9 protein-coding genes are annotated in these 16,280 nt (G+C 42.7%); 7 read left to right on the forward strand and 2 right to left on the reverse strand.

The genetic code is table 11. The features are described 5' to 3' along the window. Positions 1-23 precede the first annotated feature (23 nt). Entirely contained in the window at positions 24-1,475 is a 1,452-nt protein-coding gene (locus A5883_RS06610) for an NAD-dependent succinate-semialdehyde dehydrogenase (protein WP_008381925.1), read from the reverse strand. A gap of 215 nt (positions 1,476-1,690) precedes the next feature. Here A5883_RS06610 and lepB point away from each other — a divergent pair, with 215 nt between their 5' ends. The 6 genes from lepB to pheT all read left to right on the forward strand — a co-directional run bounded on the left by lepB (position 1,691) and on the right by pheT (position 13,866). After that, positions 1,691-2,239 (forward strand): signal peptidase I, encoded by a 549-nt coding sequence (gene lepB, locus A5883_RS06615; RefSeq protein ID WP_005236123.1) that lies wholly within the window; start codon positions 1,691-1,693, stop codon positions 2,237-2,239. Positions 2,240-2,363: 124 nt separating this feature from the next. After that, the gene (locus tag A5883_RS06620; protein ID WP_008381921.1) at positions 2,364-5,981 is read left to right on the forward strand and encodes a PD-(D/E)XK nuclease family protein; all 3,618 of its coding nucleotides are present in this window, start codon (positions 2,364-2,366) and stop codon (positions 5,979-5,981) included. After that, positions 5,974-9,651 (forward strand): helicase-exonuclease AddAB subunit AddA, encoded by a 3,678-nt coding sequence (gene addA, locus A5883_RS06625; protein WP_086338182.1) that lies wholly within the window; start codon positions 5,974-5,976, stop codon positions 9,649-9,651. The genes A5883_RS06620 and addA overlap by 8 nt, the downstream gene beginning before the upstream one ends. 67 nt (positions 9,652-9,718) lie before the next feature. Continuing rightward, positions 9,719-10,039: a winged helix-turn-helix transcriptional regulator gene (locus A5883_RS06630; protein ID WP_005226192.1), complete on the forward strand. Its 321-nt coding sequence runs from the start codon at positions 9,719-9,721 to the stop codon at positions 10,037-10,039. A gap of 359 nt (positions 10,040-10,398) precedes the next feature. Further along, positions 10,399-11,445: a phenylalanine--tRNA ligase subunit alpha gene (gene pheS / locus A5883_RS06635; protein WP_086299471.1), complete on the forward strand. Its 1,047-nt coding sequence runs from the start codon at positions 10,399-10,401 to the stop codon at positions 11,443-11,445. After that, entirely contained in the window at positions 11,446-13,866 is a 2,421-nt protein-coding gene (gene pheT / locus A5883_RS06640) for a phenylalanine--tRNA ligase subunit beta (RefSeq protein WP_086338183.1), read from the forward strand. 401 nt (positions 13,867-14,267) lie between these two features. Here the strand turns inward: pheT and trpS are convergent, their stop codons facing one another. Next, positions 14,268-15,275, reverse strand: a complete 1,008-nt coding sequence (gene trpS / locus A5883_RS06650) for a tryptophan--tRNA ligase (protein ID WP_086299469.1) — start codon at positions 15,273-15,275, stop codon at positions 14,268-14,270. A 267-nt stretch (positions 15,276-15,542) separates the two neighbouring features. Between trpS and A5883_RS06655 the strand changes: the two genes are divergently transcribed. After that, positions 15,543-16,280, forward strand: a complete 738-nt coding sequence (locus A5883_RS06655) for an amino acid ABC transporter ATP-binding protein (protein WP_008381909.1) — start codon at positions 15,543-15,545, stop codon at positions 16,278-16,280.

The following is a 16,280-nucleotide window of genomic DNA, read 5'->3' on the forward strand; positions in this document are numbered from 1 at the left end:
GCAAACGCGCCTGACTTTTTTTCTTACTGGGCATCAATGGCGATAAATTTGACAGTCACGTATTCTTCAGGACCATATTTGCCGTTTTCACGACCAAAACCGGAATGTTTGACGCCGCCGAAGGGAGCCGCCGGGTTTGAGATCGCAATGTCATTGACCCCAACCATCCCATATTGGAGGTTTTGGGCTACATCCGAGATTGTTTGCAGATTCGTTGAAAAGAAGTAAGAGGCTAATCCAAATTCCGTATCATTTGCCGCAGCGATGACTGCTTGTCGATCCGTAAATGAGATCAATGGAATCACGGGTCCAAAGGTTTCTTCATAGTAAATAGTCATGTCAGGAGTGATGCCGTCGATGACCGTTGGTGCAAAGAAGTTGCCTTTTTCGTATTCACCTTCAGTAAGCTTCTTCCCACCGAATAAGACTTTAGCCCCTTTATTTACCGCGTCTTCCAGCTGGTCGATGATTTTTTTAACGCTTGCTTGATTGATCAAAGGACCAACGGTGGGGTTCTCTAAACCATTACCAACAGTTACGGCTTCCATTTGCCCTAATAGCTTTTTAGTAAAGGCTTCTTTGATGGATTCTTCGACAAAAATTCGATTGGGGGATGTACAGACCTGACCGTTGTTGCGGAATTTTGCTGCAATTAATTTTTCAGCAGCTAAATCTAAATCAGCATCAGCAAAAACAAGAAACGGGGCATGGCCGCCTAACTCCAATGAAACTTTTTTCAGAGTTGGTGCAGCTTGTTCGTATAATTTCATCCCAACTTTCGTGGAGCCGGTAAAGGTGATTTTTTTGACTTGTTTGTTCTCAGTCAATTCTTTCCCGATTTCAGAAGAATCCCCTAAGACGATATTGACGACTCCGTCAGGAAGGCCCGCTTGTTGAAAAAGTTCACCTAAAGCCAATGCTGATAGGGGTGTTTCTTTAGATGGTTTCATAACAAGGGTACAGCCAACTGCCATGGCAGGAGCGATTTTTCGAGCAATCATATTGGAAGGAAAGTTCCAAGGCGTGATCGCACCAACAACACCGATGGCTTCTTTTCGCACCAGCCAATGATTGTGTGCAGGAGCTGGAATCACTTCGCCGTAGACCCGTTGTGCTTCGGCGGCATTCCAACGGAAATTGTCTACGTTGGATTGGATTTCTGCCTCTGCCTCCTTTAATGGTTTTCCTTGTTCCATGCTCATAATTTTTGCCAAACGGTCGCTTTCTTGTTCCATTAAATCAGCAATCTTGTTCATCAAATCGGCTCGTTCTCGAGGCGAACGTTTTGACCAATCTGTGAAGGCTTTCGCGGCGGCATCGATCGCTTGTTTTGTTTCATCGATGCCTCCTTGGCTGACTTTTACCAGTTCTTCATTAGTGGCAGGATTGGTAACCGAAACCGACTCTTTTGTTCCTTCAAGCCATTTTCCGTCAATCAATAACTTCGTGGGCACTTGTGGTAACTGTTGGTTCATTTTGGCACTTCCTTTCAATAATGGGTTCTATTTCAACCGTAGCACGGATTAGATAAGATGACAATTCATACGCAAGTCCAATGATTCCCCAAATTTTCATAAAGAACCAGAGAGGAGATGTCCTGCTCCTTTCATTTTATGGTAGAATAGAAAAATAAGAATGTTTGTTCGATTCTTGGAAAATATAGTTAAAACATTCAAGGAGTGAGGGACGCGTGCAACAAGTAAAAGAGCTTTTAAAAACAGTAGGATTTGTCGTGATCTTTACTTTATTCCTCTTGTTATTAAGACAGTATGTCTTTACCCCTGTGATCGTAAAAGGAGATTCGATGGACCCCACATTACATGATGGTGAGCGGGTGATTGCTTTGAAAAATACCGAGATCGAACGTTTCGATATCATAACGTTTGAAGCACCGGATGAAGCAGGCAAAAACTATATCAAACGCGTAATCGGATTACCTGGCGACCAGGTTTCCTATCAAAACGATACCCTTTATATCAATGGACAAGCATATGATGAACCCTACTTGGATGAATTCAAAGCAGCTGTCGCAGATGGCTTTCCGTTGACTAGTGATTTTGATATGGGGTTATTTGGTGTTGAAGTCATTCCTGAAGGTCAAATTTTAGTGTTAGGGGATAACCGTCGAATTTCCAAAGATAGTCGTCAATTAGGTCTGATCGATGAATCAACAATTTTGGGGGATGTAAAATTTGTTTTCTGGCCAATTGCCGATTTTGGTATGGTAGGCAAAGAATGAAATTCTGCGATTGTTATTTTGTTTTTAAGGAGAGTCTCTTAAAAATAAAGACGCATTCGAAAAAGCGTGTCGCTGATTTTTTAGTGGATTTTTTTAAAAGACGATGGAGAGAAGGAGTCCTTTCATGAGTTTACGATTTATTCTTGGCGATGGCCGTTGTCGTCATGATCAAGCAGTGATAGAAAATGCAAAAAGCTGGTTAGAAAAAGACCATCAAGAAGTATTTTTCCTGGTACCTAACTACAACAAATTTGAACGAGAGCGCGAGATCCTTCAATTACTGAAAGAGGATCGCGTAGAAGATTTTGCTTCTATTCGCGCGCAAGTGTATAGTTTTCACCGTTTGGCTTGGTTTTATCTGCAGCAAACCGGCTTGCTTTCTCAAAATGCCATCACTGAAAATGGTGCCTCCATGATCATGCGTAAGCTGCTTTTGGAACTAGAAGAAGAACTCGTCTTATACCGTGGTGAGATCAACAAAGCGGGTTTTATCCAACAATTGTTGGCTTTCTATCAAGAAATGCATACAAGTCGATTGGGGATCGAAGATTTATTAGCAGGTGGTGCTGCACCAAGCGCAACCCAAGACGAAGAAAAAAAATACAGTGAATTAGCGATAATTTTTCAACGATTTGAACAAGAACTTCTAGAGCGTGCCTTGCAAGTCGAACAACCGATCACCTTACTGACACGCTTTCTGGAAGGTTCCTTGCTGGGTGATTCCTCGGTGGATCATGCAATGCCAACCACTGTTTCTTTGAACAAAGCGCCAGATCTTTCCCACGCCTTATTTATTATCAGCGGTTTCTCCGCTTTTTCAACACAAGAGCAACAGTTGATTCAAGTACTGATGAAGAGAAGTCATGTAGTGATTGATCTTATTTTGGATCGCGGGTACCCACAAGAGATGCCCACGCCATTGAATTTATTTTACGAAGCAGGACGGACCTATTATCAGTTGATCAGTTCTGCTCGTGACAATCAAGTGAACATTTACTTAGATCAGAAACTTTCCGTCAACCAAGAGGTGGACAAAGAAGACGAGGGATCGATCCCGCAGGCATACAAGGAAGTAGAAACTTTTTGGCGGCAGACCCAATCACAAGCCAATTATCATCAGCAGACGTCCGTCAAAGACTTCTTGGCTGTCTGGAAAGTTGGGAATCCCGAAGAAGAGATTCGTCAAATCGCAGCGTCGATCCGCGGGATGATGAGTGATAAGAAACGGTACCCAACATTACGGTATCGTGATATCCAATTACTGATCGCCGAACCAGAAGTCTATCATCAGTATATTCCTAAAATTTTTACTGAGTTTGAGATTCCTTTTTATATCGATGAAGAGCAGATGATGGCGCAACATCCATTGGTTGAGTTTTTGAATGCTTTTTTTGCTTGTCAATCCTATGGCTTTCGCTTAAATGATATTTTACGGTTGCTTAGAACGGAACTTTACTTACCGGCAGCCTATCGCTCCGAAGCAGATTGGCTTGTTGGGCGTGACCAGTTTCGTAAGTTGGTGGATATTACCGAGAACAAAGCGCTGGCTCATGATTTCCAAGGAGCGAGTTGGACGAGAAACGAAGATTGGGAACTGATCGAGTATTTACAATCGGAAGAAGAAGCAGTGGACAAAGTGGATTTGACGGCGTACACCAATCAGCTTCGCAGGGCTTTCAAGCAAGATGTCGTGGATACACTCGATTGGCTGACAGCAGCTAGAACAAATCGAGATGCCGTAGAACTGCTGTATCGCTTTTTACTGAATGCGGGTGTCGAGCAACAGCTGAGGCATTGGCGAGACCAGGCAATCCAACAAGGAAAATTAGATCAAGCCCGCAATCATGAACAAGCATGGCAAGCTTTAATGGATCTGCTGGATGAGTATGCCACGATCTATGGAGATGAGCCCTTTGATTTTGCGCTCTTTGAAGATGTCTTATTGACTGGCTTAGAAAATGTCACATTCGGAAAGATCCCAACAGCGATCGACCAAGTCAACATCAACCGCCTTGATTTGGCGCGTCCGAAACAAGCGAAGATCACATTTGCACCGGGATTGAATGAAACGGCTTTGCCAAGAAAAATGGAAAATAAAACATTGTTGACGAATGAAGAACGTCAGCATTTCAATCAGTTATTCAATGGTGAGAAATACCTTAGAGACACAGTGGTGGAAGGCAGTGTCAAAGAACCATTTGCCTTTTATTCTGTCTTGCTTTCAGCGACAGAGCACTTATCACTGTCCTATGCCGTTAATTTTGATACACAGCAAAACATCAAGATGTCGCCTTATTTAGACCGCGTGGTCAAGCATTTGGATGTACCACTGCAAGAGCGGGGGATCTTGACGCTAGTCAGTGACCCGAGAGACTATGTTGGCAGTTATCGTGGCCTGATCTACCAAATCAATAATCTCAGTCAGCAAGCGCAAAAAAACAAAGAGAATTTGCCTCGAGTGTGGGAGCAACTGAAACAAGCGCTGTTACGTTCGGAATGGACAGATTTAGCTGCCCAAGTATTTGAAAGCCAAACCCATCAAAATATTCCGATTCCTTTGTCTCAAGCACAAGCTGCGGCGCTATATGGCCCGTCGATCTACAGCTCCATTTCTCAGATGGAGACGTTCTATCAGTGTGAATACAAGTATTTCGTCAGCTACGGATTACGGTTAAAAGAACGGGAAGTTTATGGCTTAAATCCAGCAATGACCGGTGAGTTTTTCCATGATGCGTTGGACCGCTTTGTCAAAGTCCTAATTGCTGAAAATATTTCCTTGACCCAGTTAACTGCTGACCAACGCGTGCAATTTGTGGAAGTCGTTTTGCAGGAAATTTTTGGCGAAAGCCGTTATCGCTTACTGACGAGTTCTGCTCGGATGAATTTTATTCGGTATCAATTAGGCAAGACGATTCAGCGAGTAGCGTGGGCATTAGCGAAACAAGGACAAAAAATGCATTTTAGTCCTGAAAAGACGGAGGTGCTATTCGGCCAGATCGCTGGCTCAAATGGGATCAACGGGATCGAATTACCATTAAGTTCTGGCGGGAAACTACATGTGCGGGGGAAGATTGATCGTGTCGATACGGCGAAAACGGAAGAAGAACAATGGCTTTCCGTTGTTGACTATAAATCTAGCAGCCGAGATTTTGACCTTTCTGAAGCCTACTACGGACTTGCGATGCAGTTGATCACGTATCTCGACGTCGCATTGACGGATGCTGTCCAACTGGTTGGTTCGCCAAAGGTTCGACCAGCGGGGGCATATTATCTGCATGTGCATAATCCGCTTTTGGACGGACAAGAAGCCAGTGAAGAAGAACGTTTAAAACGTTTCAAGTATGACGGGTTGTTTATTGACGAACCGGCTGTTTTCCCGTTACTCGATGAGGAAGTTGAAGCCAGCAAAAATTCGCCGGTATTTCCTGTTCGGAAAGACAAAAACGGCAATTATCAAAAAACAACACAGGCGAAAAACAAGTTTTATACAGAAGAAGAGCTTGAACTATTAAGAAAACACAATCGGAAAAATATGCAACAAAGTGGTGAGAAGCTGTTGAGCGGTGAAATCGCCTTAAACCCGTCTTATAAATTAAAAGACAAAAAAAGGGCGTGTGAGTTTTGTCCGTTTCGCAGCATCTGTGACTTTGATGTATTATTGAAAGAAAATGAGTACCACCGTTTAGAAAACTTATCTAAAGATGAGATTATCCATCGCTTAAGGGAGGAAGAAGATGAGTAAGATCCCTTTAAAACCGCAAAATGAAACCTTTACGGATACCCAATGGCAAGCCATTTTTGATAAAGGGGATAATATCCTCGTTTCCGCTTCAGCGGGTTCAGGTAAAACCACCGTTTTGGTTCGGCGAGTGATTGAAAAGCTAAAAGCAGGAACGACGATCGATTCTTTACTGATCGTGACCTTTACCGAAGCAGCTGCTCGAGAAATGAAAGAACGGATTCAAGCGGCATTGCAGCAGGCCATCAATCAAGAAAGTGACGAGCAAAAGCGCCAGCACTTCGTCCGTCAGCTGCAGCTATTGCCGACAGCTAACATTTCTACCTTGCATGCGTTTTGTTTAACTGTGATTCGGCGTTTTTATTATTTGATCGATTTAGATCCAAATTTCCGCATGATGACTGATGAAACCGAAATTTTATTGATGAAAGAAGAAATCTGGACACAGCTGAGAGATCAACAATATGAAGCCAATGATGAAGCGTTCTTTCGTTTGACGGAAAATTTTTCTAGTGATCGTTCCGATGAAGGCGTCGGGGATCTGATCCTGTCTCTTTATGACTTTGCCCGAGCAAATCCGGATCCAGTAAACTGGTTAGCTCATCTAAGTGATCACTATATCGGCAAAGAAACCTTTGCTGAAAATACCCTGTACCAATCGCAAATCAAGCCGACTTTGCAAGAAAACTTGAAGACAGCGGCGCATTTGCTGCAGGCGGCGCAAGACTATGCCCGTTCTGATGAAGCGATGGAAAAAGCGGCACTATTGATCGATACCGAATTAGGAATGGTGGAAACCTTAAAGGCTCTGCTTGATTCAGACGATGTTGATGGCTTCTATGAGCAAATCCAAGTGTTGCGTTTTGCTCGCTACCCAGCTTTTCGCAAACCAGAACAAAAGGAACTCTCTCAAGAAATTAAACCTTTGCGAGATGATGCGAAAAAATTGGTTGAGCAATTGAAAGCGGCCTTTCCATACCCACCGGCTGAAATGATGGAGCTGCTTCATCGGTCCGCACCTGTCGTTGAAAAAATGGCAGCTATGACCGAAGCGTTTATGAAAGCATTCCAAGAAAGGAAACTTTCAAAAGGCCGTTTAGACTTTAATGATTTGGAACATTTCACCTTGCAGATTTTACAAGGAGACGGTAGTGGAAGTGAAGCGTCGACCTATTATCGTGATCGCTTTGAAGAAGTTTTAGTCGATGAATATCAAGACGTCAATCGGCTGCAAGAGGCAATTTTATATTGGGTGAGACAAGTCGATCATAACCCCGGCAATATGTTTATGGTGGGGGATGTAAAGCAGTCGATCTATTCGTTTCGACTAGCAGATCCGACGCTATTTATCGAAAAATACTTGGCATTTGAAACGGAGAATGGTGGGCGGAGAATCGTCTTAGCAGAAAATTTCCGTTCTCGCTCCGACGTATTGGATTTTACGAATCTAGTTTTTCAACAGCTGATGGATGAACGGGTTGGACAAATCCCTTATGATGAGGCGGCAGCCTTGATTACCGGTTTTCCTCATTTTCCAGAAAGCGACGCCTTTGCCACAGAGCTCTTGTTATATGAAAAAGAGCATGAATCCGAAGAACAATTGATCGATGACAAAACAGAGGGTGAAATGCAGATTACTGCATTGAAGATTCGAGAGTTGATTGAATCAAAATTCATGATCTATGACAAAAAAGCCAAAACAAATCGACCAATCACTTACAACGATATCGTCTTATTGACCCCTACACGTAAAAACAATCTTGTCATTTTAGATGTCTTTAAGCAGTTTGGGATTCCGATGGCGGTCAATGATGCTCAAAACTATTTTCAGGCAACGGAAATCCAAACCGTCGTTTCTTTGCTGCAAATCATTGACAATCCGTACCAAGATATCCCCCTTGTGGCGGTCTTGCGTTCGCCAATCGTCGGCCTAACAGAAGATCAATTGGCTGAGATCCGTTTAGCGAATCGTTCCAGCGACTACTATGATGCAGTATTGGATTATCATGTTCAACAAGAAGAGTCACCCTTGTGGCAAACGTTGGATGGGTTTTTAGCCAAACTAAATCAATGGCGCGAAGAAGCACGCAGATTACCGATCCCAACCTTATTATGGCAAATCTATGAAGATACTGCTTACTTGGATTATGTTGTGGGACTTCCTGCAGGACAGCAGCGTTATGCAAATTTAGTGGCATTGATCCACAGAGCTGAAAAATACGAAAAGAGCAGTTTCCGTGGTTTGTACCAATTCATTCGCTTCATCGAAAAAATGCAAGAAAAAAACAAAGATTTGGCGGAGCCTGTGGCTACTCCTGTAGAAGATGCCGTTCGAGTGATGACCGTTCATGCAAGTAAAGGCTTGGAATTCCCTGTTGTGTTCTTACTGGATACAACAAAATTCTTTAACTACCAAGATTTTCAAAAGCGCTATATCTTTGAAGAACAGCTGGGGGCTGGGATCCAATATGTGAATCCAGCAGAAAACCTTAAATTTGAGACACTGCCGTTTCAAGCCATCAAGCAAGTTCGTTTGAAAAAAGCCTTGTCAGAAGAAATGCGAAAATTATACGTAGCATTGACACGAGCAGAGCAGAAGCTTTTTTTAGTGGGCTCCTATAAAAATCAAGCGGATGCCTTTAAGACTTGGCAATCTGGCCTGACACAAGCCGAGATGGTTCTTGATCCTGCATTACGGCTTGTTGCCCGGGGGAGCTTGATGGATTGGGTCGGACGGACCCTGATGCGCCATCCAGATATGGAAGCAGTATTCTCTGAAGCGTCAGAGCGCAAGCGGACGATCGATCATCCTGCTCATTTTCGTCTGTCATGGTGGAATCAAGAAACGATCACGCAACAAGTCCAAGAGACCCTTGTGCCAGTCGAGGAGTCTAAACGATTGCTTGCGCCAGATAGCAATATCGATGATCTTTTGAAACGCCTAGCATATCGCTATCCTTATCAAAAAGCGACCCAAACGACTAGTTATCAATCTGTATCAGAATTGAAAAGACTCTATAACGATCCCGATGATCAACAGACCACTTTGTTGGAATGGCGGTCGGTTTCCGAGAAGACGAATCCTCAGCAATATCGCTACGTACAGGATGAATTGGCGAAACCGAAATTTCTGCAAGAAACGAAGCCTCTCGCCAGCAGTATCGGGACAGCAACACATACGGTTTTGCAAATGATCCCATTAGGAATGACGCCAACACAAGATACTTTGGAGCTCCTGATTGCTGAACTCGTGAAAAAGCAATTTTTTTCTGAAGAAATCGCCAAAAAAATTGACCGATCGAGCATTTTGTGGTTTTATCAAACTGAACTAGGTGAACTGCTGAACCGATCCTCTGATGTGGTGAAGCGGGAGCAGCCGTTTTCGATGCTAAAAGAGGCTGATACGATCTTTGAAGGGTTTGACGAACCAGATGCGCCGCTTTTGATCCATGGTATTATCGACGGCTATATTGAATTGGCGGATGAAATCATTTTATATGACTTTAAAACAGATGATGTTTTCGGCAGTCAGGCTCAGATTGAAAAGAAAATGCGCGAACGATATTATGGTCAATTGAAACTCTACTGCCAAGCATTGGAGAAAGCATTGAACAAACCAGTGAAACAGACCTATTTAGTGCTGTTAAAACCTAAAATGATCGTGGCATTCTAGCTGATCGATCCTAGTTTCTTACAATTCGTAAGTCATATGCTATAATAGGTAAAAGAGGTGATGGAGAATGATAAAAGTAGAATCGGATTACGCCCTTTGTCCTAAATTTGAAAAAGCTTTTTCTATTTTAGGCAAAAAGTGGAACGGCTTGATCATTGATGTCCTTCTTGAAGACGGCAAACAAAGATTTGTTGAGTTAGCAAACAAGATTCCTCAAGTGAGTGATCGGGTGTTAGTCGAACGCTTGAAAGAATTAGAGCGGGAAGAAATTGTCTGCAAAGAAAACAATCTTTACTGCTTGACGCCAAGAGGTATTGCTCTTGAAAAGAGTATGATGAGTGTGAAGCGTTGGGCAGAAACCTGGGTGCGTGAGGAAGAATGCAGTTGATTTCTCACCGGAAATTAGGTAAACTAAGCTTAAATGAATAGATAAAAAGCGTTGATAGAAACTAGTAATTTGGCTGAATCAGAAAAAGGGAGACTTGTCACAGACTGAAAGCAAGTCCTGTATTCGAAAAATGAATTTCACTTCTGGAGCTTGCTGATTACAGTCAGTCGGCAGTTTTGCTGTCGTTAGCCGAAGTGAGTGCGCGGTTTTTTTCGCGAATGAGGATGGTAACACGAGACGTCGTTCCTTTTTTTAAGGGATGATGTCTTTTTTTGTCTTTATACGAATGATACTCACTTTATTCAGTCAATCCAGTCTTTTTATTCTTACACTATTCACAGCATAGAAGGAGGAAATACATGTCTTTACAAGAGAAATTAGAAGCATTGAAGGAAACGACATTGCTTAAAATCAAAGAAAGTCCAACCATGAATGACTTAAATCAGATTCGAGTGGAAGTGCTTGGAAAAAAAGGTCCCATAACAGAAGTTCTGCGGGGAGTGAAAGATCTTTCTGCGGAAGAACGGCCGAAGGTGGGGAGCTATGCCAACGAGATTCGTGATATCTTGACAGAAGCGATTGAAGAAGCCAAGACGTCTATCGAAGCAGCAAACTTGGAAAAAGCTCTTGCTGAAGAATCCATCGACGTGACGTTGCCTGGTAAAAAGATGGACCGAGGAACACGCCATGTGCTAACGCAAATCATGGAAGAAATCGAAGATATCTTTGTTGGTATGGGCTACCAAGTAGTCGAAGGTTACGAAGTGGAAAAAGATCATTACAACTTCGAACGGATGAATCTGCCAAAGGATCATCCAGCCAGAGACATGCAAGATACTTTTTATATTTCAGAGGAAGTGCTGATTCGAACCCATACGTCACCAGTGCAAGCGAGAACAATGGAGACTCATGATTTTTCTAAAGGGCCGCTGCGGATGATCTCACCCGGGAAAGTTTTCCGTCGTGACACAGATGATGCGACCCATAGCCACCAATTCCATCAAATTGAAGGTTTGGTAATCGATAAGAATATTACGATGGGTGACTTAAAAGGAACCTTAGAAGTCATGATGCAAAAAATGTTTGGGGAAGATCGCCAAATTCGCTTGCGACCAAGCTATTTCCCTTTCACAGAACCATCGGTCGAAGTCGATGTCAGCTGCTTCAAGTGCGGTGGTGCCGGTTGTAATGTTTGTAAACAAACTGGCTGGATCGAGATCCTCGGTGCTGGAATGGTGCATCCTAACGTCTTAGAAATGTCAGGGATCGATCCAACCCAATATTCAGGATTTGCTTTTGGTTTAGGTCCTGATCGAGTGGCAATGCTGCGCTACGGCGTGAACGACATTCGCCAATTCTATCAAAATGATGTGCGTTTCATTCGCCAGTTCAAGGGGGAACAATAAATGTTAGTATCATACAAATGGTTAAATGAATACCTTGATCTGTCTGAGATCACACCCAAAGAGCTGGCGGATAAAATGTCAGTGACGGGGATCGAAGTCGAAGGTATTGACGTGCCTGAAGAGGGTTTAAAAAAAATCGTTGTCGGAGAAGTGACCGACTGCCGACCACATCCAGATTCTGATCATCTATCAATTTGCCAAGTAAATATTGGCGAGGATGAAGACTCACAGATCGTTTGTGGTGCGCCGAATGTCAAAAGCGGCATCAAAGTCATCGTGGCATTACCAGGCTCTCGAATCGCGGGCAACGTAAAAATCAAAAAGGGCAAGATGCGGGGAGAAGTTTCCAACGGCATGATTTGTTCGTTGCAAGAGTTGGGATATGCAGATAGCGTGATTCCCAAAGAATACGCAGAAGGAATCTATTATTTACCAGCAGAAGCAGAAGTAGGAACACCAGTTTTTCCTTATCTTGATATGGATGATCACATTATCGAATTATCGATCACTCCGAATCGTGCGGATGCGTTGAGCATGCGGGGGGTTGCTTATGAAGTCGGTGCAATCTATCGGCAAACACCGAAGTTTCCTGAAATTGCGCTTACCGAAAGTGAAGTAGCTGCTGCCGATAAAATTCAGGTGAAGGTCACTGAAGTAACGGATGCACCCGCCTACCAAATTCGAATCATTGATGGCGTAACGATCGCCCCAAGTCCACAATGGCTGCAAAATCGCTTGATGAATGAAGGCATTCGTCCAATCAATAATGTCGTGGACGTGACGAATTATATCTTACTGTTATTTGGTCAACCATTGCATGCTTTTGATTATCAAAAGCTAGACAGCAAGGAAATACTGGTACGTCGCGGCAAAGAAAATGAAAGCCTGGTTACCTTAGATGGAGAAACTCGTCAGCTTTCCCCAGAAGACATCGTTATCACCAACGGAACGACACCCGTTGCGCTCGCAGGCGTCATGGGAGGTCTTGATTCTGAAATCACGGAAACGACGACCACAGTCGCTTTAGAAGCGGCCTTGTTCGATCCATTAGCGATTCGTTTGACTTCGAAAAAATTCAATTTAAGAAGCGAATCATCCGCTCGTTTTGAAAAAGGGATCAACCAAGCAACGGTTGCAAAAGCTTGTGATGCAGCAGCAGCACTGATTGCGGAACTTGCTGGCGGAACGGTCTTGAAAGAGGCAGTAATAGGTTCCCAAGTAGCAGTAGAACCTGTGGAGGTTGCGATTACTTTAGCACGGATCAATAGCTATTTAGGCACAGAAATCACTGATGAAGAAGTGCAAGAAATCTTTGATGCATTAGGCTTTGGTCATCGTCAAGAAGCAGACAGCTATATTGTTTCAGTCCCACCTCGTCGTTGGGATATTACGATCGAAGCAGATATCATTGAAGAAGTGGCGCGTATTTACGGTTATGATCGTTTGCCATCGACTTTACCGCAAGGAGAAACGGTTGCCGGTCATTTAACCAAAGCGCAACGTCTGACTAGAGAAGTTCGGACTCTTTTGGAAGGCAACGGGGTCAGTGAAGCCATCAGCTATGCTTTGACAACGGAAGAGAAGGCGCAACAATTTACGGATAAATCGAGCCAAGTGACTCGATTGGATTGGCCAATGACCGAAGAGCGTGCCGTCTTGCGCTTGAATCTGATTTCAGGTTTGTTAGACGACGTTGCGTACAATTTGGCACGTAAAAACAATCGTGTTGCTTTATATGAAATTGGTCGCGTCTTCTATCAAACGGGCGACAGTAAACACGAACTGCCAACAGAAGTCAATCACTTAGGGCTAGCATTGACGGGAAATATCCATGAGAAAGACTGGCAAACCCAAGCTCAAAAAGTTGATTTCTTCCATTTGAAAGGTTTTTTAGAAAATCTTTTTGATTCGTTGGCATTAACCGACCGTATTCGTTATCAAAAAACGGCAGCTATCAAAGAGATGCATCCTGGGCGTACGGCAAGGATCTTGCTAGATGACCTAGAAATCGGCTTCTTGGGACAAGTCCACCCATCGATCACCAAAGCCTACGAAGTGAGTGAAACCTATGTTGCTGAATTGAACTTAGATCAGTTGTTAGCAGCTAAAACAGAACAATTGGTCTATCAACCAGTTTCTAAGTTCCCATCAGTGACCCGAGATATGGCACTCTTGCTCGATGAAACGATCGATAACCAATCCGTGATGGAAATCATTCGTGAAAGTGCAGGTCGCTTCTTAAGTGATATTCGTTTATTCGATGTTTATCAAGGGAAAAACATTGAAGCAGGTAAAAAATCTCTAGGGTACAGTCTGACCTTTAGCAATCCGGAAGCTACCCTGACGGATGAAGAGATCAATCAAGCAATAGCGAAAATTACTCGTAACTTAGAAGAAAACGTTCAAGCAGAAATCCGCTAATCAAATAAGTAGAAAAACGTTCTCCACCATACAAAGAAGTTGGGTGGGGAACGTTTTCTACTATTATAATAGATGCTCAGATGACACAAGAATGTTAGGAGTTGAGTGAAAGCCGTAAAAGATTTCTCTATAGAAGGCAATCCAGTTTTTTTGGTACAACCTTTTTTAAACACTGGCTAGGCTGAAAAAATACATTTTCTAATCAGCGTTTTATGAAGTTATTTTTTAGGACAGCTCTCTTGGTTATTGCGCAAGAAACAGCATCAAATCAAAATACACAAAGTGTCAGTCTGGGGAGGAAGTGTTCTCGTGAAATCTAACACAGAGTTTGTACATATGTTTTGCATGAAAGAATTCATTCCGATTTGTAAACAAAAAAACAAGCCGTAAAGGCTTGTTTTTTAAGCAAAGTAATTGATGCCCATTGAATTTTTGACTTCAGCTAACGTCTGAGCGGCAACTTGTTCAGCTTTTTCACTACCAAGTTTTAGTAAGTTCATCACTTCACCGGGATCTTTGGCAAAAGCTTCACGGCGCTCACGAATGGGTGCAAATTCGGCTTCCAGAACATCAATCAAATAGCGTTTGATTTTGACATCGCCTAATCCACCACGGGTGTAATGTTCTTTTAATTCAGCAATTTTTTCTTTTTCGGTACCAAATACATCAAGATAAGTGAAGACCATATTGCCTTCAACTTGTCCGGGGTCGTTGACATGAATGTGATTTGGGTCCGTGTACATGCTCATCACTTTCTTTTGTAATACATCGGCTGGATCAGCTAAGTAAATACCGTTGTTCAATGATTTGCTCATTTTCCCGTTCCCATCGATCCCCGCTAAACGTCCCATGCCTTTTGGCGGTAAAACCGCTTTTGGTTCGACTAATACTTCACTATACGTAGAATTAAAACTATGCACGATTTCTTGCGTTTGTTCCAGCATTGGTTTTTGATCTTCGCCGACTGGGACTAAATTTGCTTTAAAAGCGGTGATATCCGCTGCTTGAGAGACAGGATAGATGAAGAAACCAGAAGGAACGCCTTCACCAAATTTTTTTTGTTCAATTTCGGCTTTAACGGTTGGATTGCGTCGTACTCGAGCAACACTGACTAGATTGAGATAATACATCGTCAATTCAGAGAGCTGAGGGATTTGCGATTGAATAAACATCGTTGTTTTTGCTGGATCCAATCCAACGGCTAAATAATCCAAAGCAACTTCTAAAATATTCGCTGAGACCTTTTCAGGTGTTTTCGCATTATCTGTTAGTGCCTGCATGTCAGCGACCATGATATAAAGCTGATTTTCAGGGTCAGCTTGCATTTCGACCCGTTTTTTTAAAGACCCCACATAATGGCCAAGATGCAATTTGCCAGTTGGGCGGTCGCCAGTTAAAATCGTATTCACTTTTTTTCCACCTTTTCCTTTGTTATATGGTTTATCTTACCTTTTTTTAGCAAAAGAAACAACCGGTTCTCCTTGTGATCTGATGGGGTGAGAAAAATTTTCATGGACAAAAACCTCACATCAAAGTAAAATAGCACTTGTCTTTTCAGAAATAAGGGGGGAACATTGGAAAAGAACCTTTACAAATGAAAAAAGATTGAGCTATAATATGAATCAAATCTTTCCAATTACTCATTTAATTTTAAAAAAAGCTAGGAGTGTGAATCAATGGCAATGATCGAATTTAAGAACGTAGAGAAATATTACGGAAAGTTCCATGCATTAAAAAACATCAACCTTGAATTTGAAAAAGGTGAGGTCGTTGTTGTTATCGGGCCTTCAGGATCTGGTAAAAGTACAATGCTCCGTACGATTAATGGTCTAGAAACCATTTCAGGTGGTCAATTATTGGTCAATGGTAAGAACTTGTTTGACAAAGATGTCAAAATGACAGAAATTAGAAAAAACATCGGCATGGTGTTTCAACATTTCAACTTGTATCCAAATAAAACCGTGTTAGAAAATATTACGTTGGCACCGATTAAAGTATTAAAACAAAATGAGCAAGAAGCCATCAATTTGGCGGAAAAACTTCTTGATCGGGTAGGGATGTTAGATAAAAAAGATTCCTATCCTTCCATGTTATCCGGCGGACAACAGCAGCGGGTCGCAATTGCCAGAGGGCTTGCGATGAAACCAGAGATGCTGCTTTTTGATGAGCCAACGTCAGCATTGGATCCAGAAATGATTGGTGATGTATTGGATGTCATGAAGAAAATTGCCAGTGAAGGTATGTCCATGATCGTTGTTACCCATGAAATGAGCTTTGCCCGTGAAGTAGCAGATCGAATCGTCTTTATGGCGGAAGGACAAGTCTTAGAAGACCGGCGCGATGTCGATGGATTCTTTGATGCACCCAGAGACGAACGTGCAAAACAATTCTTGAGTAAAGTCACAAATCATTAA

It is taken from the genome of Enterococcus sp. 5B3_DIV0040, assembly GCF_002140755.1.
GTDB lineage: Bacteria > Bacillota > Bacilli > Lactobacillales > Enterococcaceae > Enterococcus_D > Enterococcus_D casseliflavus.